Here is a 21,879-nt window from a genome sequence, read left to right as displayed (position 1 = left end):
CTCGGCGCTACCACGACAGCGGAGTCGCTCTCCACGTCACCCCTCGTACGCTTCCGTGCCCGGAGCGCCACGTCGCGCCAAGGGTCACCGAGCTGGACCAGCCGCCCGTCACAGGCCACCCGGTCAGCGGCAGTCCGCCCGTCCGGGCGGCGGAAGCCCCGGGCTCCCCCTACCGACGGGTACCGCCCGGCGCCCACGCACCCCGCTCAGTCCTGGACCGGGTCCACCTCCCAGTCGGGGTGCCCCGGCATCGGCGGGGTGCGGTCCCCGTAGAGCCAGGACGTCAGAAACGCCGTCAGATCCTCGCCGGCCACCTCGGACGCGAGCGCGACGAAGTCGCGGGTGCCGGCGACCCGGCCGCGGTACTTCGTCACCCAGGCCCGCTCGATCCTGTCGAAGGTCTCCTCGCCGACCTTCTCCCGCAGGGCGTGGAGCACCAGTGCCGAGCCGTCGTAGCGCATCACCTTGAACAGGGTCTCTTCGGTGGGTTCGGCGGGGGCCCCGTCGTCGTGCCGCCACTGGTCGTGCTGTGCGTACGCCGCCCGCATCGCGTCCTCGAGGGCGACGCCGCCGTGCGCGTCGGAGTAGAGCCGCTCGTAGAAGCGGGCGTGCCCTTCGCTCAGCCACAGGTCGGACCAGCGCCGGATGGCGACGCTGTTGCCGGTCCACTGGTGGGCCAGCTCGTGCACGAGATCGCGTTCGGCGTCGATCCGGTCGCCCAGCAGGGCGGCCTTGGGCACCACGGACAGCGACTGCGTCTCCAGCGCCACCGGCAGATCGGTGTCGCCCACCAGGACGCCGTAGCGACGGAAGGGGTAGCGGCCGAGGCGCTCCTCCAGCCAGGTCAGATGGTCGGACGTCAGTGCGCGATGTTCCTCGGTGTCGGTCACCAGGCCCTCGGGGACCACGTCCCGCACGGGCAGCCCCCGCGGGCCGGTGCGGTCGACGAAGGAGAACTTCCCGATCGCCAGCTGGATCAGCTGGGCCGCGAGCGGATGCTCGGAGTCGTACGTCCACCGGGTCCGGCCGTCCGGACGCCGGACGCGCTCGACGAGCCGGCCGTTGGCCACGGCGCTGAGGCCCGGCGGGGTGGTGATGCGGAAGGTGACCGGGGCCCGCAGGCTGGGGTGGTCGTTCACCGGGAAGATCATCTTGGCGCCGTTGGGCTGCGCGCAGACCACGGTGCCGTCCGGCGTGGGCACCCAGCCGTACGTCTGGATGGCGTCGCCGCGCTCCCGTTGCTGGGTGGGATCGGCGGTGTAGCCGACCCGCACGGTGAAGGCGGCTCCCTTCGGGATCGGCTTCGCCGGGGTCACGACGAGTTCGTCGCCGTCGCGTTCGGTTCCGGCCGCCACGCCGTCGACGGTGACCGTGTGCAGTGTGTTGCCCGCGAAGTCGAGGTTGAAGCGGGACAGTGCCTGGGTGGCGGTGGCGCTGATGGTGGTCCCGGCGGCGAAGGGGGTGCGCGGAGCGCGCCAGTCGAGGTCGAGTGTGTAGCGGCGCACCGTGTAGCCGCCGTTGCCGTCGAGCGGCAGCAGCGGATCGCCCGCTCCCGGCGCCCCGGGAGCGGGGGCGGGGCCCGACGAGGCGCCGGCCGGACCGGCCGCCGGGGTGTCGCGCCGGCCTGTGGGTGACTGATCACCGAAGGGGAAGGTGCCCGTGAGGGCGGCGACGGCGGTGATGCCGACGGCTCCGGTGACCGCGAGGGCGAGCGCCCCGCGGCGCCGGCGCCTCCCGGCCGGTTCCGCCCGAGGGTGCGCGAACGGCCCCTTCACGGGTGCAACCGTCGGACGTCGCGCCAACCGGCAGTCGTGATCGTCATGGGCGCACTATGCCAGCAAGATGTCAGCAAATCTGTTGATATGCGCGCGCCTTCCATCCGTGCGGGCTACAAGGCTCCTCGGAAATGGTTGCAGCGGCACACAGTGACATCCCTCACGTGGCCGTGCCGTATCCACGTGGCGCGGTAGTACATGACCCTCGGGCGATATACGCGGACTTGCCAGCCGGAAACAGACATACAGCACCCGCGAGAGCGTCGGACGGGACCGACTCGCCCCTTTCGCACCACCTGCCCGGCGCACGCACGGCCTTGACGGCGCGTCAGGGACGGCCGTCCGCGCCCTGAGCCGGGTGTGCACACCCGCGCGCCGTGTTCAAGGGCCTTCGGCGCCTACGAGGCCGGGTAGTAGTCATGCTCGTTGCCCCCTCCTCACGCCCCTTTTAACAATGACGGCCCGACAAGGCGTCACCGCAGGTCAGACACAGCGCCCACGCCGTGCCTGCCGCGGAGGCGACCAGCGACGACGACCGAGCGAGGTCCCATGAGGAAGCACCGCAGGAAGACGCGCCATCGGCACATAGCCGTCGCCGCCGTCGCCCTCACCGCACTGGCAGTGCCGTCCGCCGCCATGGCCTGCCTGAACGACGGCAGCGCCCAGGCCGGGGAGACCCCCCGCCCCGACGGGCAGTGGCAGCACTGGAGGAACGCGGCCCATTGGCAGGGAGGGAGCGCCTCCCAAGGCGGCGCCTCGCCCTGGCGCGGCAGCAGCGCACCCCAGGGCACCACGACGCCGGGCACCACGACGCCGGGCACGACGGCGCCCGAGGGTGGCACCCCCGCCGCCACACCGTCCGGCGACTCCGGCGCACCGGCCACGGCGTCCAGCGCCGTGAAGCGCATCGTGACCCTGGTGAACAGCGAGCGCGGCAAGGCCGGTTGCTCCGCGGTGAAGCTGAACGCCAAGCTCACCGACGCGGCACAGGACCACAGCGCCGACATGGCGAGTCACCGGAACATGTCGCACACCGGCTCGGACGGCTCGGACCCGGGCCGGCGCATCACCGCGGCCGGGTACGACTGGCGGACGTACGGCGAGAACGTTGCCTACGGCTACAGCTCCCCCGAGCAGGTCATGGACGGCTGGATGTCCAGCCCCGGGCACAAGAAGAACATTCTGAACTGCGCCTTCAAGGAGATAGGGGTCGGGCTCGCGCAGCCCGGCAACTACTGGACGCAGGACTTCGGCACCGCCCGCTGACGCACCCGCCGGATGCCGCCCCGGGACTGTTCCCGGGGCGGCGTCGCCGTGTCCGGAACAAGCCCATCCCTGCAGTCCCATACGGGTACTTGCACGGCTATGCGCCCTATTTGAACGATTTCAAAAAATAGCCCGTTTCAAGATGCCGCGGTAGGCGCGCGGGACTAACGTCTCTCATGAAAGCCGCAAACCGGGGCACACCCCGGTCGGCTAGGTTCCTGCACAATGAGGACCGCGACCGTAGCGCCACCCGCCTGACACAGTGCGGAAGCTGACAGCGGCGCCGGCGGCCGAGAGGTGCTTCTCCATTCTTGCGGCAACGCACATGACCGTGCCGCTCGCTTCACTGCTGGGTGCGGCCATCCATCTCGTGCTGGGTACTGCGCGAGACGATGGAAGGAAAGGTACAACCATGCGATCACTTCGCGCGAGGCGTCTCATCGCGGCGTCTGCCACCACCGTTCTGATGGCGGGCGGCGCAGCGATCGGCGCAGCGGGCACGGCTTCGGCCGCTGTCCCGACCGGGCACACGTACAGCAACTCCTACGGCAACGACTCGTGGGACGACGACGACGATGACGGGTGGGGCGGCGGATACCGCGGCTACGACAACGACGACGACTGGGGCAACGGCGGCTGGGGCAACGGCGACGGCGACGGCTACGGCAATGGCGGTGGCTACGGCGGCGGCGGTCACGGCGACGGCGGTGGCTACGGTGGCGGCGGTCACGGCGGCGGCGGTCATGGCGGCGGCGGTCACGGTGGCGGCGGCGGTCACGGCGGCGGCGGTGGCGGTGGCCACGGCGGCGGCGGTGGCGGCGGAGGCGGCCACTGACAGTCGTACTGTCCAGGCGATGCGCGGCTCCCTTCGGGGGTCGCGCATCGCGGCGTCACCGCGGTGTCACGCCGAGTCCGCCGTCCGGCACTCCGGGTGGCCCCAGCCCTGGGCGTTCTTGGCGATCTGCTCGCCGGCCGCGTAGGGGCGTCCGCAGACGCAGCGGCCGGGGAACTTCGCCTTGATCGTGCGGGCGGAACCGCCGCCCTTCCGGCCCGCCTTGGCCGCCGCCGGCCGGCGGCGCGCGCCGGTCGGCGGGGTGTCCGGCGAGGCCGGCGGCTCCGGTGAGCCGAGCTCGCTGCCCGCGGCCTCCTGCGCGGACGCGGCCTGGCTCGCGGCCCGGTCGGCGAAGTCGTTCAGCGGGTCGCCGTCGACCTGGTGCGCCGGGACGTAGCGGAACTCGACGGCACGGCCTTCGAGGAGTGCGTCGATGCGCATCACGAGGTCCTGGTTGGCGACCGGCTTGCCGGCGGAGGTCTTCCAGCCGTTGCGCTTCCAGCCGGGCAGCCAGGTGGTGACGGCCTTCATGGCGTACTGGGAGTCCATCCGGATCTCCAGCGGTACGCCCGGGTCCGTCGCCGTCAGCAGGCGCTCCAGCGCGGTCAGTTCGGCGACGTTGTTCGTGGCCCTGCCCAGGGGTCCCGCCTCCCAGCGCGTGGGGGACTCGCTCTCGTCGGCCACGACCCAGGCCCAGCCCGCCGGTCCGGGGTTTCCCTTGGAAGCCCCGTCGCACGCGGCCACCACTCGTTCACGCATGCGTCCGATCATGCCACGAGCGGGCGGGGCCCTTGATCGGGGAGTCGCTCAGGACGGGTCGCTCAGGTCCGGCATCTCCCCCACGGTCGTCTTGGTGTCGATCACCGAGAAGTTCGCGCCCTGCGGATCGCTGAGGGCGGCGAACCGGCCGAACGGACTGTCCGTCGGCCCGTACCGCAGCACTCCGCCGAGCTGGGCGGCCCGGGCGACGGCGTCGTCGCAGTCGGCGACGGCGAAGTAGACGTTGATGTAGTGCGGCACCTCGGGCGGGAACTCCTCGGTCATCCTCATCCGGCCGAGGACGGGCCCGCCCTCCAGGTTGAAAATCCGGAAGTCGACGCCGTCGTCCTCCAGCTGCTGTGCCGTGTACGGGAAGACGGCGCAGAAGAAGGTGTCCGACTTCTCGGGCTCCCGGGTGAACACCTCCGCCCAGCAGTACGCGCCCGGCTGGTCCATCGGCGCCTCGAACCCCTCGTGCGTGCCCGGTTGCCACACACCGAAGACGACACCGCTCGGGTCACGGGCCAGGCACATGCTGCCGAAGTCGCCGACCCCCATCGGATCCATCAGCACCTGACCGCCGTTCTCCCGGATGCGCCCGGCCGTCGCGGCCGCGTCGGGCGAGGCGAAGTACAGGCACCACTGCGACTGGCCCTCCTGGCCGGGCATCGGGGGCACGACGGCGGCGACCGCCTTCCCGCCGGAGTAGGCCTGCGTGTAGTTGCCGAACTCCGACGACTCCTCGCCGAAGGTCCAGCCGAGGACGTCGGCGTAGAAGGTCTTCGCCCCCTCGACGTCGCTGAACATCGCGTCGGCCCAGATGGGGGTTCCCTCGGGTTTTCCGGCCATGGCTGCGGCCCTTCCGGTTCGATGGGGTTGTCCGATTCCTCACGCTAGTCATCGGAAAGTTCGCCTGCGCGCCGAACGTGGGCTTCCGTCCCAGACTGGAGGGGGCTCCCGGTGCACGGGGCCTCGGGCCGGGGACGCGGGGACGTTGCGGAAGGCGGGGCGCGCCATGACGGTGGTGGACACGACGATGCGGGCGTGGTCCGTGGTGACTGCGGGGCCGGTGGGAACGGGCGGACTGCGGCGCCTCGACCGGCCGGTGCCGGTCCCCGCGGAGGACGAGTTGCTCGTGCGGGTGCGGGCCTGCGGGGTGTGCCGCACCGACCTGCACGTCGCCGAGGGAGACCTGCCCGTGCACCGGCCCGGGGTCGTGCCGGGCCACGAGGTGGCCGGGGTGGTGGCCGGCGCCGGTGCCGCGGTGCGCGGCTTCGCGGCCGGGGACCGGGTGGGCGTGGCCTGGCTGCGCCGCACCGACGGCACCTGCGCCTACTGCGCGCGCGGCGCCGAGAACCTGTGCCCGGCCTCGCGGTACACGGGCTGGGACGCGGACGGCGGATACGCCGGGTACACGACCGTACCGGCGGCGTTCGCGCACCGGCTGCCGCCCGGCCTGGACGACGTGGCGGCGGCGCCGCTGCTCTGCGCCGGCATCATCGGCCACCGTGCCCTGCGGCGGGTGTCGCTGCCGCCGGGCGGCCGGCTCGGTCTGTACGGCTTCGGCGGCAGCGCCCATCTGTGCGCGCAGATCGCGATCGCGCAGGGCGCCCGGGTGCATGTCCTCACCCGGGGTGCGGCGGCGCGGCGGCTGGCGCTGGAGCTGGGGGCGGCGTCGGCGCGGGACGTGCGCGAGGCCCCGCCGGAGCCGCTGGACGGCGCGATCCTGTTCGCCCCGGTCGGCAATCTGGTCCCGGTCGCGCTGCGGGCGCTGGACCGGGGCGGGGTGCTGTCCGTCGCCGGGATCCATCTGTCGGACATCCCGCCGCTGCGCTACGAGAGCGAGCTGTTCTACGAGAAGGAACTGCGCAGCGTCACCTCCAACACGCGCGAGGACGCACGCGAGTTCCTGGCGCTGGCGGTGCGGCACGGCGTGCGGGCGACCACGCACGCCTACCCCATGGCGCGGGCCGACCAGGCGCTGGCCGATCTGAAGGCGGGCCGTTTCGACGGGGCGGCGGTGCTGGTGGAGGACGGGTGACCGGCCGCACGGGGCGGCCGGTCCTGGCCGGGCGCGGGTGGGTCAGCGGAACGCGCGCCGGTCGGCGTGCAGGCGGTCCGTCAGCCGGATGGTGATGAACTCGTTGTCGTCGGCCTTGCCCGGCGTGCGGCCGGTCGAGAACGGGAAGTTGTTGTCGTTCAGGACGGCCAGCGTGCGGTCGTCGAGCAGGACGACGTCCTCGATCGTGGTGAACGGGAAGCGGAACGTCTCGCCGAAGCCGCCGAGCCCCTTCGGGTTGGCGATGTCCAGCAGGTCGGCGACGAGCGTCTTGTCCATCACGCCGTCGTGGTCGCGGTCCCGGGTGTCGGCGAGGTAGATCCGCTTGAACTTCGCGTCGTCGCCCTGGCCGCCGTCGCGCTCGATGACCAGGAAACGGTGCCGGTCCACGGCGACGGCGTCGCCGATCGCGTTCGCGGTCGACTCCAGACGGTAGACGAACCGCTTGCCGGTGTAGGCGCGCTCGCGCAGGTCGAACTCGCTGAACCGCAGGTCGCCGGGCGTGTCGCCGGTGACGGTCCCTTCCAGCAGCGGGTAGAGACGCCGGCCGTCGACGGAGCGGACCAGGCCCTCGAAGCCCTTGCTGCTGCCGACGGTCGGCTGCGCGCCGCCGAGGTAGGGGTTCTCCGGGGCCTGTACGCCGTCCAGCGCGACGGGTGCCTGGAGGAGCCGGCCCTTGGCGTCGAAGTGCAGCAGGAACGGGCCGAACTCGTCGCCCATCCAGTAGGTGCCGTCGGCGACCCGCACGATCGACTCGACGTCGAAGTCGGCGCCGGTCAGCTTCCGGTCGGCACGGGTGAGCCCGAACGGCACCTTGCGGTACGGGTCGCTCAGGTCGAAGCCGCCCAGCACCCGCACCTTCCCGGTCCGCACGTCCGGCTTGATGCGGTGGACGCGCAGCAGGTAGTCGGCGCTGTTGGCCTTGTTGCCGTAGCCGTTGTCGGACAGGACGTCGAAGGTGCCGTCGTGCCGGTCGACGACACCGCTGAAACCCTGGACCGGCTGGTGGGCGAACGGCGCCGCGACGCCGTTGATGGGGCCCGCACCGATGAGCGCGCCGGACGGCTCGCTGCCCGGGACGAAGGTCTCGGCGGGCAGCGAGGCGAACCCGGTGAGGGTGGCACGCCCGAAGTCGGCGTGCGCGGGGCCGTTCCCGGCCACCGCAGGGGAGGCAAGCGCCGCGGTCAGAAGGGCGGCGCTGAGCAAGATCGAAGGTCTTCTCATGGCGGGCACCGTAGGGACACCGAATGACCGGTGCGCCAACACGGAGAGACGAATCCGGACACGTGTGCGGTCGCGGTTCCGCTGTCCGGCGCGTGCCTTCCCCCTGCCGCCGGGCTGTGCTTGCCTGGGTGGCCTTGTCGGCGGCGGGGCGGGGGTGCCGGATGGGCGGACGGTGGGTGACGGGGGTGCTGCTGGCAGGTGCCGTGCTGCTCGGCGCCTGTGGCGATCCGGCGTCCGGACCGCAGGCGGCGCGGCCCGCGCCCTCGGCGCCCGGACAGTCGCAGGCCTCGCCACCGGGGCCCTCGGCGCCCGGGACGCCGGGCGCCACCCGGCACAGCGCGCCGCGCGCCCCCGCCAAGGCGCCGACCGTGCTGTATCTCGGGGACTCGCTGGCGACCGAGAACCAGCGGGTGCTCGGCCAGGAACTCCGCCGGGACCTGCGGGCGCACTACACCAGCGCCCCCTACTCCGGCACCACGCTGTGCGACTACCTGGAGGGCACCGGCGAGCGGTCCCTGGTGCCGGACGCGGACAAGGCGGCGGCCTTGGTGCGCGCCGTGCGGCCCGACTTCGTGGTGCTGCAGTTCTGGGGCAACTCCTGGGGCTACACGCCATGCATGGACGGCATCACGTACGACGCCTCCCGCGGCCGCTATCTGGAGCGGTACGCCGCCGACGCGCGGCGGCTGGCCGAGCAGATCGACGCGGCCGGCCGCGACCGCCGGCCACGCGTCGTCTGGGTGCTGCAGGGCCCGGACCCGATCACTCCGGACCGGGTCCGGCGCGTGAATGCCGTGTACCAGGAACGGGCCGCCGCCACCGGCGACCTGGTCGCCGACGCGGGCCGGGCGGTGAGCGCCGCCGGGGCCCGCTACTCCTGGACGCAGTACCTGCCCTGCACCCCCTACGAACGTGCCCGTCCCGACTACTGCACCCAGCCCGGCAGCGACCGCACCGCGCTCCACCGCGACGACGACCACCTGCACTTCTGTCTGGCCCCCACGACGTCCACCCCGAAGCCTTGTCCGGTGCGGTCCCCGGGCGTCGCGCGGATCGCCCGGGAGATCACGCGGGTGGTCGGGGAAGCGGCCCGCTCGCGCTGACGTCCCGCCCTGGGCCCCGCCGCCCCTCGTCGTCCGACGGTCGCCGGCCCGCAAAACCCGTCGACACGGCCCGGCCCGCTCCGGTGGGATGGCCGCCATGTGTGCCGTGAGAATGCATGCGGACGAGGTCGACCTGGACGTGCCCCTGGTCCGGCGGCTGATCGCCGGCCAGTTCCCGCGCTGGGCGGAGCTGCCGCTGCGCCGGCTGGAGTCGTCCGGAACCGACAACGCGATGTTCCGGCTGGGCGACGAGCTGGTCGTACGACTGCCCCGCCGGCCCGGGACCGTGGGGGACGTCCGGCACGAGCTGACCTGGCTGCCCGCACTGGGACCGCACGTTCCGGTGGACACCCCTCGGCCGGCCGGGCGGGGCGAGCCGGGTGCCGGGTTCCCGTTCCCCTGGTCGGTGTACCGCTGGCTGGAGGGGCGCAATCCCGTCGCCGGGGCGCTCGACGAGCCGGACCTGCTCGCCGCGGACCTGGCGGAGTTCGTCACCGCGCTGCGCCGGGTCGACGCCGGGGACGGGCCGCCGAACCGCCGGGGCGTGCCGCTGGCCGCCCGGGACGAGCCGACGCGGGCGGCCGTCGGACAGCTGGCGGGCCGGGTGGACACGGACGCGATGACCACGCTGTGGGAGGAGGCCCTGCGGGCGCCGGAGTACACCGGCCCGCCCGTGTGGGCGCACGGTGACCTCTCCCCCGGGAACGTGCTGGTCCGCGAAGGACGGCTCAGCGGTGTGATCGACTTCGGACTCGCCGGGGTGGGGGACCCCGCCGTCGATCTGATCGTGGCGTGGAACCTGTTGCCCCCGAGGGCGCGGGAGACCTTCCGCGCCCTGGTGGGCGCGGACGACGCCGAGTGGGCGCGCGGGCGGGGCTGGGCGTTGTCGATCTCGCTGATCCAGCTGCCGTACTACTGGGAGACCAATCCGCCGCTCGCCGCGAGCTCACGGCATGTGATCAAGGAGGTCCTGGCCGAGGCGGTGTGAGAGAGCGCCCTCGCGCGGGGCCCCCGCCGCGCTGCCGGCGAGGGCGCCTGCCCCGACACCGCGATCACTCGCCCGCGTGGGCCTTGCGCAGGGCGGCGATGTCGAGCTTGCCCATCGCCATCATGGCCTGGGTGGCACGGGCGGCCTTCTGCGGGTCCGCGTCGGTGATCAGCTCCGTCAGTCCCTCCGGGATCACCTGCCAGGACAGGCCGTACCTGTCCTTCAGCCAGCCGCAGGGGCCGGGCTCGCCGCCGTTCTCGGTGAGCTTGGCCCAGTAGTGGTCGACCTCCGCCTGGTCCGCGCAGAGGATCTGGAAGGAGACCGCCTCGCTGAACGTGAACTGCGGGCCGCCGTTGAGCGCGACGAACTTCTGGCCGTTCGCCGTGAACTCCACGGTCATCACCGAGCCGGCGGGCTGGAAGGCTCCCTCGCCGTAGCGGGCGAGGGAGCCGATGCTGGAGTTCTTGAAGACCGAGACGTAGAAGTGGGCGGCCTCCTCGGCCTGGTCCTCGAACCAGAGACATGTGGTGAATCCGTCGGTGGCCATGGGCACCTCCTGTGCGGGGAACGCGGTCAGCTCTATCGACCGGCGGGGACCGCGAAACTCATCGGTCGCGTCCGGGCTGCTTGCGGGAGCCTGATCCGGACGGCAGGCCTAGCATCGCGACCATGACCACGTCCTCGCCCGCCGACGGCATCCGGCCCTTCCGCCTCGACATCCCGCAGCGTGAGCTCGACGACCTGCACGACCGCCTCGACCGCACCCGGTGGCCCGAGGAGCTGCCCGGCGTCGGCTGGGCGTACGGCGTGCCCGGGGACTACCTGCGCGAGCTCGCCGGGTACTGGCGGCACACCTACGACTGGCGTGCGGCGGAGGCACGACTCAACGAGTGGCCGCAGTTCACCACCACGATCGACGGCGCGAACGTCCACTTCGCGCACGTCCGCTCCCCGGAGCCGGACGCCACGCCGCTGATCGTGACGCACGGCTGGCCCGGCTCCATCGTGGAGTTCTCGGACGTGGTGGGGCCGTTGACCGACCCGGCCGCGCACGGCGGGGATCCCGCCGACGCCTTCCACGTCGTGCTCCCGAGCATCCCCGGCTTCGGGCTGTCCGGGCCGACGCGGGACACCGGCTGGGAGGCGGGCCGGGTCGCCGACGCATGGGCCGAACTGATGAGCCGGCTCGGCTACGAGCGGTTCGGGGCACAGGGCGGTGACTGGGGCGCGGCGATCTCCCGCGAACTGGGCCGTGCCCATCCCGGGCGGGTGCTCGGAGTCCACCTCAACCTGCTGCCGGGCGCCTCGGCGGCGACCGAGCCGACGGGTGAGGAGCTGGCCGGGCTGAGCGCCGAGGAGCGCGAGCAGACGCTCGCCTCGTGGCGCCGCTGGAGCGTGTGGTCGCGGGAGGGCACGGGGTACGCCGCGTTGCAGTCCACCCGGCCGCAGACCCTGTCGTACGCGTTGAGCGATTCGCCCGTCGGTCAGCTCGCCTGGATCGTGGAGAAGTTCCGGGAGTGGACGGACTCCCGGGAGCTGCCCGAGGAGGCCGTCGACCGGGACAGGCTGCTCACCGACGTGATGCTGTACTGGCTGACCGGGACGGCCGGTTCGTCGGCCCGCATCTACTACGAGCGGGCCCACGCGGCCGAGGGTGCGCGCAGGGCCGAGCCACGGCAGCCGTCCACCGCGCCGACCGCCGTCGCCGTGTTCCCGGCCGAGATCCAGATCCCGCTGCGCCACCGGGCCGCCCGCACCGAGAACGTCGTGCGCTGGACGACGTTCGACCGAGGTGGGCACTTCGCGGCGATGGAGCAGCCGGACCTGTTGGTGGACGACGTCCGGGCGTGCTTCCGGCAGCTGCGGGACAAGCAGGGCGGCTGAGCCGGGGCGGCGCCGCCGCGACGGGGCCGCGGCGGGGGCCGCGCGCGCTCGAAGGCGCTCCGCGCCCGTGCCCGGTGCGTGCGCCTCTGCCGTGGGCCGATCTGCCGCGGGCAGAGCGGACCACCACGGGCGGGGCCGCGGGCCGAGAGTGGAGAACGCACCACCCGCTTCCACTCCCACGACCCGAGGAGCGCGCATGTCTCCACGTACCGCCCCGTCACTGCCCCGCGCCGAGGAGGACGGGACGCAGCCCACCCGGTTCGACGACCACCTCGCCGCCCAGCTCCTGGGCCAGCGGATCGTGCTGCTGGGCACCCAGGTCGACGAGGTCTCGGCCAACCGGGTCTGCACCCAGCTGCTCATCCTGTCGGCCGAGGACCCGCGCACCGACATCAGCCTGTTCGTCAACAGTCCCGGCGGCTCGGTGCACGCCGGACTCGCCATCTACGACACCATGCGGATGATCCCCAACGACGTCTCGACGCTGGCGATGGGGTTCGCCGCCAGCATGGGGCAGTTCCTGCTCGGCGTCGGCACGCCGGGCAAGCGGTTCGCGCTCCCGAACGCGCGCATCATGATGCACCAGCCGTCGGCGGGGATCGGCGGCACCACCGCCGACATCGAGATCCAGGCGGACAACCTGGAGTTCACCAAGCGGACCATCGAACGGATCACCGCCGAGCACACCGGGCAGAGCCCCGAGACCATCTCGCGCGACGGCGACCGGGACCGCTGGTTCACGGCCGAGCAGGCACGGGAGTACGGCCTCGTGGACCGGGTCGTGGAGTCGTTCGCCGACATCCGCCCGGCCGACGCACGGCGACGGACGGGGCTGTAGTCATGGGGACGTACACGATTCCGAACGTGGTCGAGCGCACCCCGCGGGGCGAGCGGTCCTACGACGTGTTCAGCCGGCTGCTGTCGGAGCGGATCATCTTCCTCGGCACCGAGATCGACGACGGCGTCGCCAACGTCGTCATCGCGCAGCTGCTGCACCTGGAGTCGGCGGCGCCGGAGAACGAGATCGCGCTCTACATCAACTCCCCCGGCGGATCGTTCACCTCGCTGATGGCGATCTACGACACCATGACGTTCGTGCAGGCGCCGATCTCGACGTTCTGCGTCGGGCAGGCGGCCTCCACGGCGGCCGTGCTGCTGGCCGGCGGGGACCCGGGGCGGCGGTTCGTGCTGGAGCACGCGCGCGTGCTGCTCGGGCAGCCGGCCAGCGGCGGGCAGCAGGGCACGGTGTCGGATCTCGCCCTGCGGGCCAAGGAGATGGTGCGCATCCGCGCGCAGGTCGAGGAGGTGCTCGCCCGGCACACCCACCACGACCTCGCGACCCTGCGCGCCGACATGGACCGCGACAAGGTGTTCACCGCGCCGGAGGCGGTGGCGTACGGGCTCGCCGACGAGGTGCTGAGCCGGCGCCTCGTGCGGGTCTGAGGCGCCGGGGCGGTATCAGGCGGCCAGGCAGAGGCTGTTGCGGGGGGCGGTGGAGGTGGCACGGCCGCGGCTGGGCGTGCGCCGGGTGAGGTCACTGTGCACCCGCGCCAGCAGATCACCCAGGCCGAGCCCGAGGGCGCGGGCCGCGGCCGCGAGCACCTCCGACGAGGCCTCCTTGCGGCCGCGCTCCACCTCCGACAGATAGGGCATCGAGATCCGTGCGGCGTCTGCGACGTCCTTCAACGTCCGCTCCTGGGCGAGGCGCTCGCGCCGCAGCACGTCACCGACGAGGTCGCGCCAGAGCGGCTCCTTGCCCGTCGGTTGCGGGCGCAGCGGGATGACGTGGGCCTCGTCCTGTGTCGTCTGCCTCTTGGGCGCTCGGTTGCTCACCATCTCAGCCTAGGTACACGGCCCGTGAGGGGAAGCCCACGGCGTTCCGCTCTCCGTGGAATCGGACGAAACGGTACGGATCGGGAACACGGGGCCTGGCGGGCGGAGTTGGCCAGGTTCGGGTCACCCGAATCAGGGGGCATGCAAACGGAAAGCCCGGGTACACGCACGAATACGTCGTCGGGTCCCGGATACCCACCGGGCATGACAACAGGTACCACCGAGGACAACAGAAGCCGAAGCGGCAGACGTCGCACCATGACTTTCGTGGGAGAGGTAATGGACACCGCCGTGACCGGGTCGCAGGCACGGGCCGTCGAGGACAGCTCCGTGGCCAGGACGGGTGAGGGGTCAACGCCGGAAGTCGTGGACCCCCGCACCGTGGCTCCACGCGACGCGCGGGAGCTGTCCCGCCAGTTCTTCGCGCGCCTGAACGAGCTCGAGGAAGGCACGCACGACTACCAGTACGCGCGCAACACCCTCATCGAGATGAACATGTCGTTGGTGCGGTTCGCCGCCGGGCGGTTCCGCAACCGCGGCGACGACATGGAGGACATCGTCCAGACGGGGATGATCGGCCTGATCAAGGCCATCGACCGGTTCGAGCTCTCCCGCGAGGTCGAGTTCACTTCGTTCGCGCTGCCGTACATCGTCGGTGAGATCAAGCGGTTCTTCCGCGACACCACCTGGGCCGTGCACGTGCCCCGCCGCCTCCAGGAGCTCCGCGTCGAGCTGGCCAAGGCCCGCGAGGAGCTGGCCAGCCGCCTGGACCGGGACCCCACGGTGGCGGAGCTCGCCACGCTGATGAACCTCTCCGAGAACGAGGTCATCGAAGCCCAGATCGCCGCCAACGGCTACAACTCGGCCTCCCTGGACGCCGCCCTCACCGGCGACGGCCCCGAGAACGGCGAGTCCGTCCTCGCCGACTTCATCGGTGTCGAGGAGCACGGCCTGCGACTCGTCGAGGACTTCCAGTCACTCGCGCCGCTCATGGCCGAACTCGACGAACGTGACCGGCAGATCCTGCACATGCGGTTCGTCGAGGAGGCCACGCAGGCCGAGATCGGCGAGCGGCTCGGCTGCTCCCAGATGCATGTGTCGCGCCTGCTCAAGCGGATCATCGTGCGGCTGCGCCAGGGCATGCTCGGCGAGCTGGGCTGCGCGTGACGCGGTAGTCCCCGGCGGTGAAGCCGCCCTCGACCCACGTCGGGAAACGGACCCGGAGGTGAGTCCCTGGCCACGCGTCAGGGACTCACGCCGTGTCGGCCAGGGGCACCAGCGCGCGCACCCGCTTGCCCACCGGAACCCGCTCGACGGTCACCTCGGCCGCCAGCGCGTGCACGATCTCCAGACCGTGCCGGCCGACGCGGGCCGGGTCGCGCGGGAACCGCCTGGGCAGGGCGGCGCTGCTGTCGTACACGGACACCGCCAGGGCGCTGTCCGTACCCTCCAGCTCCAGGATGTACGGCCCGTTGCTGTGCCGGTCCGCGTTGGTGACCAGTTCGCTCACCACCAGGAGCACCGCGCCCTCGACGCGGTCGTCGATCTCGGCGCACCATTCGGTCCTGAGCTGACCGAGGAAATGGGCGGCCAGGGACCGCGCCTCGGCGATGCATCCCGGCTCGCCCGTGTAGTGCGCCGCCCGCCGTAGTGGCTCCACGGGCACGTCGAAACCAGTCGGTACGACGGCCCCGTCCCCGTGCTCGATCATGCGTGTCTCTCTTCGAAGCCGGCCATGCCGGACGCTGCTGCACCAGTCCTCGTACCCCGACCCGGGCGCCGCAGTCCATAGTGCCGGAGACGTCACACCGCCGGAGCGTTTGCGGGCGATTTGGGGGCGCGTGTACGCCGAGGACGAACGCTCCCCTGCCCCTGCCGCCGAAGAATATGGTCACAATTCCGGCACTCCAGGGCGATTCTCTAGCGAACGCGGACGGACCTCCCGGCGCGCGCCCGGCGCACGCGCTGTCTAGCGTGACGGTGTGAGCGCCCGAACCCCCTCCGATCAGGCACGGGCCCGTCCTGGCTGGGTGCCGGCCGTGGCCGTGGTGCTGGCCGGGCTGGTCGCCATGGGGGTCACCGCCACGCTGGGGCTGTGGGCGGCGGGGGCGGCGGACCTGCCGGACGGGGCGTTTCCCCGGGTGGTCGCGGCGACCCTCGTCACCTCGGTGGGGGGCGTCGTCGAGTTCTCCGGCGACGCCGGGGGCCTCGCCGAGACGACGGCGGGGCTGACCGTGATTCCCCTGTCCGTGACGCTGGCCGGCGCCCTGGTGATCGCCGCCGGCTTCCTGCTGCCCCTGCGTGACCGGGCACCGGCGGGCGACCGGGAGCTGGGCTCCTGGGCGGCGAAGGTCGCGCTGCTGTGGCTGCTCGCTCTGCTCGGTCTCGCCCTCGGGGCCCGGCAGACCTTCCGGATCTCCCTCGGCGAGGGCGCGATCGCCGACATCGGTGATCTGTTCGGCCTCACTCCGCAGGTCGGCTTCGCGACGGACGTACCGCTGTCCCTGTTCTTCGGCCTGCTGTGGCTCGCGGGGGTGCTGGTCCTGGCCCTGCTGGTCTCCCGTGGCACCCCGCTGTCGGGCTGGCTGCTGCGGCTGCGCGAGCCGGCGCGTCCGGTCGCGTACGCGATGGTCGCCCTGCTCCTTGTCCACGTTTTGCTGGGCCTGGTCGTCGGCCTGGTCACCGCGGGGACGCGGGGGCACCCCGCCGAGACCTTCGCGACGCTGCTGCTGGGGCTGCCGAATCTCGCGTGGCTCGGGCTCACCCTGGGTCTGGGTGCCACCTGGGACGGTCGCGTGGAGGGACCGTTCAGCCTGCCGATGCCGCACGTGCTCGATCAGGTGCTGCGCTCCGAGGACGTCCAGGCCCTGAACATCGGCACCCTGTCCAAGCACGACGGGCGGGTGTGGTGGCTGGTGGTCGCGGCGGCGGTGCTGGTGCTGGCGGCGGCGTTCGTGGCGGCGGCTCGCTCACCCGCCGGGGTGCCGCTCTGGCAGCACGCCGTACGGATGGCCGTCGCGCTGGCGCTCACCGTGCTCATGATCTGCCTGGTCGGGCGCGTCTCCGCGTCCTACGGCCTGTCCGTCCTCGGCATCGGCGACCTCGGCGGCGACCTCGCCGGAGAGGTGTTCCTGCGACCACGCGTCTGGGGCGCGCTGGGGCTCGCCGTGCTGTGGGGTCTGGTGACAGGCGCCCTCGGCGCACTGCTGGCCAGAGCGACCCGACGCCGGGGTCCGACGCCCTAGCCCGATCCCGACCACCCTCCTCATCCGGGCCCGGCAACAGCCACTTCGTCAGTGATCGACCACCCATTTTGCTAGCTTTGTACGTATTGGTCGCATTATCGATGAACGTGTTTGCCCAGGGCCCAGGAGCTCGGCGGCCATCCGCAGGTATCTCCGCAGCGCTGGAGAAGCGAGATATGACGATCAACCCCTCGCAGGGAGACGAGACCCAGCCGGCCGGGGTGGTGCACAACACGTTCGCGCTGGTGCGCGCCCTCAGCCAGGCACCCCGTCCCGTCGGTGTCACCGGTCTCGCGTCGGTGGTGGGCATCCCGAAGACGACAGCGCACCGGCTCTTGGAGCAGATGGCCCAGGAAGGCATCGTCGCCCGTCGCGATCACAAGTGGGCGCTGGAACCAGGCTTCACGCATCTGATGCAGTCAGGCCACCGGCTCACGGCCCTGTCGGTCGTCGCACGTCCGCGACTGCACGCCATCGCGCGGGCCACGGGAGCGAGCCTGTTTCTGCACGTCGTCTCCAACGATTTCCTGGAGACCGCGTGTTGCTCATACGGTTCTCAGATCACTGACTTCATGCCGGCCGCAGCACAACGCCTCGCCTCGGTCCATCCGGCCTCCGCGATCTGGCTCGCGCTGGACGCCGGGCAACTCGCCGCCGAATACCAGCAGGTGTACCACCAGTGCAACTGCATCGCGGCACCCGTGCTTCTCCCGTCCGGCGGCACCGCCGTCCTCGCTCTCGCCCGCCCGAAGAACGTCGAGGTCGAGTCCCTGAAACGTCCACTGGACAGGACGGTGTCCCTGATCCTCTCCGACATGCGACGTCTGGAGGGCGAGCCGAGCCGTTCCGCTGACCGGAACAACGGTTGAGCCGCAAATTCCTGCGGGTTTCTCTGGGGTGAACGAACCCTCTTCACCCAGGAGTGACGTCATGACACCTCATCACCCCACGCTGCTGGAGCCGCACACGTCGCCGTCCCTGCATACGGCACCTCATGTCATCGTCCGAGGTGAAGGGGTGAGGGTCTGGGACAGCGAGGGACGCTCGTACCTCGACGGCACCTCCGGAATGCTGTGCACCAATCTCGGTTACAGCCAGCCCCGGTTGGTGCAGGCCGCTGCGCGGCAGATGGCCAAGCTCCCCTTCTTCGCGTCCTACGCCCACCGCACCAACGACGTCACCCTCGCCCTCGCCGAGGATCTCGCTCGGCTGTCGCCGATACCCATGGGGCGTACCTTCTTCGCCAATTCCGGTTCCGAGGCGACCGATTCCGCCATCAAGCTGGCCTGGTACTACCACCGATGCCTGGGCCGTCGGCGCCGCACCAAGATCCTCTCGCAGGAACGGGGCTACCACGGGACCACGGTGGCCGCCGGTTCGGCCACCGGGCTCGACCACGTCCACAAGGGTTTCGGCCTCCCCCTGCCCTCGTTCCTGAAGGTCGCCTGCCCCGACCCGAACGGCCCCCAGGCCGAGGGACTGACGGAGGAACAGTTCGTCGCGCGGCTCGTGAGCGGCCTCGAGCAGCTCATCGAAGCCGAAGGAGCGAGCACGATAGCCGCGTTCATCGCAGAGCCGATCCTCGGCGCGGGTGGGGTGATCATCCCGCCTCCGAGCTACTACCCCCGCGTGCAGGAGGTGCTCGCTCGACACGACATCCTCTTCGTCGCCGACGAGGTCGTGACCGCGTTCGGCCGCACAGGAGCCATGTTCGCCACTACGGAATTCGGCCTGAGCCCTGACCTGATCACCCTTGCCAAGGGCCTCTCCTCCGCGTACGCGCCGATCTCCGCGGTCATGGTGGGACGGCGGGTCGCGGACACCATCGCCGAAGGCTCGGCGACCATCGGCGCCTTCGGTCACGGCTTCACCTACTCGGGGCATCCGCTGGCGTCGGCGGTCGCACGCGAGGCCCTCGCCGTCCTCGTGGACGAGGACCTTCCCGGCCATGTGCGCGACACCGCGCCCCTGCTCCTGAAGGGCCTCGAGAGGCTCCGCGGCGACGCGGTGAGTGACGTCAGGGGACACGGGTTCCTCGCCGCGGTCACTTTCGCCCCGGACGCCGCCGGACGGCCGGCCGCCGGCTGGGCACCGGCCGTCATGGCCAGGGCAGCCGACAACGGCCTCCTGGTACGTGCCACCGGCGACAGCATCGTCTTCGCACCCCCACTGGTCAGCACCGCCGCAGAGATCCAGCTGATGCTCGACCTCTTCGAGAAGTCGTACCGATCGGTGCTCATGGAGACGCGCTTCGCACCTCGATGAGGCGTCCGTGCCCGCTTCTCGTCCACGGCGGCGACACCACACCCCCATTCGTCACCTGCATCCCCGATGAGGCGCCATGTCCGACTACTGCATCACTGAACTGCGGCCCGACGCACGGCCTGATCCCGGTGAATTCGTCCGCGCCGCGATGCGCTGGCACTTCTCTCCCGACACCGGATCGCCCTTCTGGCTGCGGCGGGCCACCGAGCTGCCTTTCGACCCGCTGACGGACGTGCGGGAGTTCGAGGATCTCGCGCTCTTTCCGCAGCTTGTCGACGAACTGCGCGACGTCCGCGTCGAGGACCTGATTCCTCGGGGACTGGGTCCGAACGTCGCCGGGGTCTACGAGAGCGGCGGCACGACGGGCGCCCCGAAGCGGGTGCTCTTCCACCACGGATGGTTCGAATACGCCCTCGAGCGGCTCGCCGAGGCCGTGGAAGCGTGGCGTTTTCCGCGGAACGGCAACTGGCTGCTCGTCGTGCCCACCGGCCCGCACGTGGTCGGGGAGTTCTTCCGGCGGCTGGCCTTCCGACACGGCGCAATCCCCCTCTGCGTCGACATGGATCCGCGCTGGGTGAAGAAGCTCATCGTCCGCGGCGCCGTCACGGAGACCACGGCCTATCTCGACCACCTCGTGGAACAGGCCGTTCACGTCCTGGAGACACAGCACGTCGAAGTGCTGGTGACCACCCCACGCGTGCTGGAGCGGCTGGTGCTCGACGACGCGGTGCTGAAACTCGTACGGCGCAAGATAAGGAGTGTCCTGTGGACCGGGGCGCACATGGACACCGACACCCGCGACCTGCTGCGCACCTATGTGCTGCCCGAAACCGCGCTGATGGGCGCCTACGGCAGCACCATGGTCCTCGGCGCCTCCCCCGAGCGGGCCGGCCTGCCCGACAACGCGCCGTGCGTCTTCGACCCCCCGTCGCCGTACACCTCGTTCCTGGTGGTGGATCCCGCAACCGGCCGGCCGGTCCGCCACGGCGAGCGCGGGCAGGTGGTCACGCACCATGTCAGCCCGTACATGCTGCTGCCCAACAACCTGGAACGGGACACCGCGGTCAGGGTCGAAGGACTCCGCGGGCAGATCGGGGACTCGGTCGCGGACGTCGCACCGCTGGCGGCCTTCGGCGGCGAGATCGTGGTCGAGGGGGTGTACTGATGAACGAGCTCATCCCCCTCGACGCACTCGGCGCCGACGGCCTGTACCGCACGCGTACCCGGCAGAGGGTCCACGACGTGTCCGGCAGCGAGGTCGCCGAACTCACCCTGGTGCCCCGGCTCTTCGTGGCCCGCACGATGTCCGCTCTGCGAAGGGCCCGTTCCCTCCCCGCGGACGAACGGATCGCCGCGCTGGCCCGTACCGCCACGACGTTCACCACTGCCAGGATCGACGGGCACAGCCTCGCCCAGTACCAGGACATCGTGAGCAGGGTCTCCGGCATGGGCATCTCGGCAGTGCGCGCCAGCACCGAGATGATCGCCGAGGCGGCCCGGCTGGCCCGTCACTCCGTTCTGCAGGGGCGGCCGGTCGGCGCTGTCGGCGACTGGTCCGATCGGGCACGCCGCGACACGACCGCGGCATGGACCCGCCGCGGCAACGTCCTCGCCGTGCACGCCGCGGGCAACCATCCCGCCACTCACGCCCTGTGGATGGAGGCGTTGGCGCTCGGCTACAGGGTGGCGCTGCGCCCTTCCGGGCGCGAACCGTTCACTCCCCACCGGCTGGTCGGCGCGCTGCGCGCGTCGGGGTTCGGAGACGACCAGGTGGTCCTGCTGCCCACCGACCATGAGACGGCCGACGAGATCCTGCGTGCGGCGGACCTGGGCATGGTCTACGGCGGCCAGGACGTGGTCGACAAGTACCGGAACGACCCTCACGTTCTGCCCCAGGGGCCGGGACGCTCGAAAATCCTGATCACGGCCGACGTCGACTGGCACGAGCATCTGGACACGATCGTCGACTCGGTGGTCGGTCAGGGTGGGACAGCGTGCACCAACACCACCGCGGTCCTGATCGAGGGGGACCCGGCACCACTGGCGCGGGCCTTGTCCGAGCGGCTCTCGGCCATCCCCAGCCTGCCGCCCCAGGACGAGCGGGCACTGCTTCCGGTGCGACCGGTCCGGTCCGCGCGCGCGGTGGAGGAGCTCCTGCTGAGCAAGGCGGCCGGGACCCGGCCGTGGCTCGGCGGGGACGGTGTCGTCGACGAACTCCCGTCAGGCGGTGCGGTGTTGCGCCCGGCGGTGCACCAGGTGGACCGACCCGACGCCGAGCAGGTCGGCGTCGAGCTGCCCTTCCCGTGCGTGTGGGTGGCGCCCTGGTCGTACGAGGCAGGCACGTCGCCGCTGCGGAACACCTTGGTACTGAACGTGGCCACCCGGGACGAGCGGCTGGTCGAGGACCTGGTGACGGAGCCGACGGTGGCCAACGTGTACCTGGGCCGACGGCCCACCCACTGGTACGCCCCTGGCGTGCCGCACGACGGTTACCTGTCCGACTTCCTCATGCGCACCAAAGCTGTCGTACGGGAGGCCCGCGGCCAGGAGCGGGCGCCGCACCGGGCCGGGCCCGCCGAAGGACCGTCGCAGGGTCGAAGTCGCCGCTCGATCACGACGCACGCGCACGAGTGACCCCCGTCCCAT

The 21,879-nt window shown here is 71.7% G+C and carries 21 protein-coding genes; 14 read left to right on the top strand and 7 right to left on the bottom strand.

Translation table 11 applies throughout. The annotated features are described in order from the left end of the window. Positions 1 to 206: 206 nt before the first annotated feature. The gene (locus tag ACZ7LV_RS35810; protein WP_471945532.1) at positions 207 to 1,775 is read right to left on the bottom strand and encodes a M1 family metallopeptidase; all 1,569 of its coding nucleotides are present in this window, start codon (positions 1,773 to 1,775) and stop codon (positions 207 to 209) included. Between the two features lie 549 nt (positions 1,776 to 2,324). Here ACZ7LV_RS35810 and ACZ7LV_RS35805 point away from each other — a divergent pair. Further along, positions 2,325 to 3,041, top strand: coding sequence for a CAP domain-containing protein (locus ACZ7LV_RS35805; protein ID WP_471945531.1), 717 nt, complete (start codon positions 2,325 to 2,327; stop codon positions 3,039 to 3,041). A 412-nt stretch (positions 3,042 to 3,453) separates the two neighbouring features. Continuing rightward, positions 3,454 to 3,876: a hypothetical protein gene (locus tag ACZ7LV_RS35800; protein ID WP_471945530.1), complete on the top strand. Its 423-nt coding sequence runs from the start codon at positions 3,454 to 3,456 to the stop codon at positions 3,874 to 3,876. 66 nt (positions 3,877 to 3,942) lie between these two features. Here ACZ7LV_RS35800 and ACZ7LV_RS35795 read toward each other — a convergent pair whose 3' ends face one another. Together ACZ7LV_RS35795 and ACZ7LV_RS35790 are read right to left on the bottom strand one after the other, a co-directional pair. Next, on the bottom strand, positions 3,943 to 4,644 hold the full coding sequence (locus ACZ7LV_RS35795; RefSeq protein ID WP_471945529.1) for a ribonuclease H family protein: 702 nt from the start codon (positions 4,642 to 4,644) through the stop codon (positions 3,943 to 3,945). Positions 4,645 to 4,680: 36 nt separating this feature from the next. Beyond that, on the bottom strand, positions 4,681 to 5,481 hold the full coding sequence (locus tag ACZ7LV_RS35790; protein ID WP_471945528.1) for a VOC family protein: 801 nt from the start codon (positions 5,479 to 5,481) through the stop codon (positions 4,681 to 4,683). Positions 5,482 to 5,668: 187 nt separating this feature from the next. On the opposite strand from ACZ7LV_RS35790, the gene ACZ7LV_RS35785 reads away from it, so the two are divergent. Next, positions 5,669 to 6,673, top strand: coding sequence for a zinc-binding alcohol dehydrogenase family protein (locus ACZ7LV_RS35785; protein ID WP_471945579.1), 1,005 nt, complete (start codon positions 5,669 to 5,671; stop codon positions 6,671 to 6,673). A gap of 42 nt (positions 6,674 to 6,715) precedes the next feature. Here ACZ7LV_RS35785 and ACZ7LV_RS35780 read toward each other — a convergent pair whose 3' ends face one another. Next, positions 6,716 to 7,915, bottom strand: a complete 1,200-nt coding sequence (locus ACZ7LV_RS35780) for an esterase-like activity of phytase family protein (RefSeq protein WP_471945527.1) — start codon at positions 7,913 to 7,915, stop codon at positions 6,716 to 6,718. A gap of 161 nt (positions 7,916 to 8,076) precedes the next feature. Between ACZ7LV_RS35780 and ACZ7LV_RS35775 the strand changes: the two genes are divergently transcribed. Then, complete coding sequence (locus ACZ7LV_RS35775) at positions 8,077 to 9,018, top strand: SGNH/GDSL hydrolase family protein (RefSeq protein WP_471945526.1); 942 nt, start codon at positions 8,077 to 8,079, stop codon at positions 9,016 to 9,018. A gap of 97 nt (positions 9,019 to 9,115) precedes the next feature. Next, positions 9,116 to 10,006 (top strand): aminoglycoside phosphotransferase family protein, encoded by an 891-nt coding sequence (locus ACZ7LV_RS35770; RefSeq protein ID WP_471945525.1) that lies wholly within the window; start codon positions 9,116 to 9,118, stop codon positions 10,004 to 10,006. A 64-nt stretch (positions 10,007 to 10,070) separates the two neighbouring features. Here the strand turns inward: ACZ7LV_RS35770 and ACZ7LV_RS35765 are convergent, their stop codons facing one another. Then, on the bottom strand, positions 10,071 to 10,553 hold the full coding sequence (locus tag ACZ7LV_RS35765; RefSeq protein ID WP_471945524.1) for a VOC family protein: 483 nt from the start codon (positions 10,551 to 10,553) through the stop codon (positions 10,071 to 10,073). 122 nt (positions 10,554 to 10,675) lie between these two features. On the opposite strand from ACZ7LV_RS35765, the gene ACZ7LV_RS35760 reads away from it, so the two are divergent. The 3 genes from ACZ7LV_RS35760 to ACZ7LV_RS35750 all read left to right on the top strand — a co-directional run bounded on the left by ACZ7LV_RS35760 (position 10,676) and on the right by ACZ7LV_RS35750 (position 13,333). Beyond that, positions 10,676 to 11,890 carry an epoxide hydrolase family protein gene (locus tag ACZ7LV_RS35760; protein ID WP_471945523.1) on the top strand — a complete coding sequence of 405 codons (1,215 nt, stop codon included), beginning with the start codon at positions 10,676 to 10,678 and terminating at the stop codon, positions 11,888 to 11,890. 196 nt (positions 11,891 to 12,086) lie between these two features. After that, positions 12,087 to 12,728 carry an ATP-dependent Clp protease proteolytic subunit gene (locus ACZ7LV_RS35755; protein ID WP_471945522.1) on the top strand — a complete coding sequence of 214 codons (642 nt, stop codon included), beginning with the start codon at positions 12,087 to 12,089 and terminating at the stop codon, positions 12,726 to 12,728. 2 nt (positions 12,729 to 12,730) lie between these two features. Beyond that, positions 12,731 to 13,333, top strand: coding sequence for a ClpP family protease (locus tag ACZ7LV_RS35750; protein WP_471945521.1), 603 nt, complete (start codon positions 12,731 to 12,733; stop codon positions 13,331 to 13,333). A 15-nt stretch (positions 13,334 to 13,348) separates the two neighbouring features. Here ACZ7LV_RS35750 and ACZ7LV_RS35745 read toward each other — a convergent pair whose 3' ends face one another. Beyond that, positions 13,349 to 13,726, bottom strand: coding sequence for a helix-turn-helix domain-containing protein (locus tag ACZ7LV_RS35745; RefSeq protein ID WP_471945520.1), 378 nt, complete (start codon positions 13,724 to 13,726; stop codon positions 13,349 to 13,351). Between the two features lie 276 nt (positions 13,727 to 14,002). On the opposite strand from ACZ7LV_RS35745, the gene ACZ7LV_RS35740 reads away from it, so the two are divergent. Next, positions 14,003 to 14,890 carry an RNA polymerase sigma factor SigF gene (locus ACZ7LV_RS35740; protein ID WP_471945519.1) on the top strand — a complete coding sequence of 296 codons (888 nt, stop codon included), beginning with the start codon at positions 14,003 to 14,005 and terminating at the stop codon, positions 14,888 to 14,890. Between the two features lie 85 nt (positions 14,891 to 14,975). Here the strand turns inward: ACZ7LV_RS35740 and ACZ7LV_RS35735 are convergent, their stop codons facing one another. After that, positions 14,976 to 15,434 (bottom strand): ATP-binding protein, encoded by a 459-nt coding sequence (locus ACZ7LV_RS35735; RefSeq protein WP_471945518.1) that lies wholly within the window; start codon positions 15,432 to 15,434, stop codon positions 14,976 to 14,978. Positions 15,435 to 15,705: 271 nt separating this feature from the next. Here ACZ7LV_RS35735 and ACZ7LV_RS35730 point away from each other — a divergent pair, with 271 nt between their 5' ends. From ACZ7LV_RS35730 to ACZ7LV_RS35710, 5 genes are all read left to right on the top strand, one after another. Beyond that, the gene (locus ACZ7LV_RS35730; protein WP_471945517.1) at positions 15,706 to 16,968 is read left to right on the top strand and encodes a streptophobe family protein; all 1,263 of its coding nucleotides are present in this window, start codon (positions 15,706 to 15,708) and stop codon (positions 16,966 to 16,968) included. Positions 16,969 to 17,069: 101 nt separating this feature from the next. Continuing rightward, entirely contained in the window at positions 17,070 to 17,837 is a 768-nt protein-coding gene (locus tag ACZ7LV_RS35725; RefSeq protein ID WP_471945516.1) for a helix-turn-helix domain-containing protein, read from the top strand. 61 nt (positions 17,838 to 17,898) lie between these two features. Continuing rightward, the gene (locus ACZ7LV_RS35720) at positions 17,899 to 19,233 is read left to right on the top strand and encodes an aminotransferase class III-fold pyridoxal phosphate-dependent enzyme (RefSeq protein WP_471945515.1); all 1,335 of its coding nucleotides are present in this window, start codon (positions 17,899 to 17,901) and stop codon (positions 19,231 to 19,233) included. Between the two features lie 76 nt (positions 19,234 to 19,309). Then, positions 19,310 to 20,398 carry an AMP-binding protein gene (locus ACZ7LV_RS35715; protein WP_471945514.1) on the top strand — a complete coding sequence of 363 codons (1,089 nt, stop codon included), beginning with the start codon at positions 19,310 to 19,312 and terminating at the stop codon, positions 20,396 to 20,398. Then, on the top strand, positions 20,398 to 21,867 hold the full coding sequence (locus ACZ7LV_RS35710; protein ID WP_471945513.1) for an aldehyde dehydrogenase family protein: 1,470 nt from the start codon (positions 20,398 to 20,400) through the stop codon (positions 21,865 to 21,867). The genes ACZ7LV_RS35715 and ACZ7LV_RS35710 overlap by 1 nt, the downstream gene beginning before the upstream one ends. The last annotated feature ends 12 nt before the right edge of the window (positions 21,868 to 21,879 follow it).

The sequence above is a fragment of the Streptomyces sp. NPDC107562 genome, from assembly GCF_055657325.1.
Note: the sequence above shows the minus strand (reverse complement) of the source record. Positions and strands in the feature narration are given on the sequence as shown.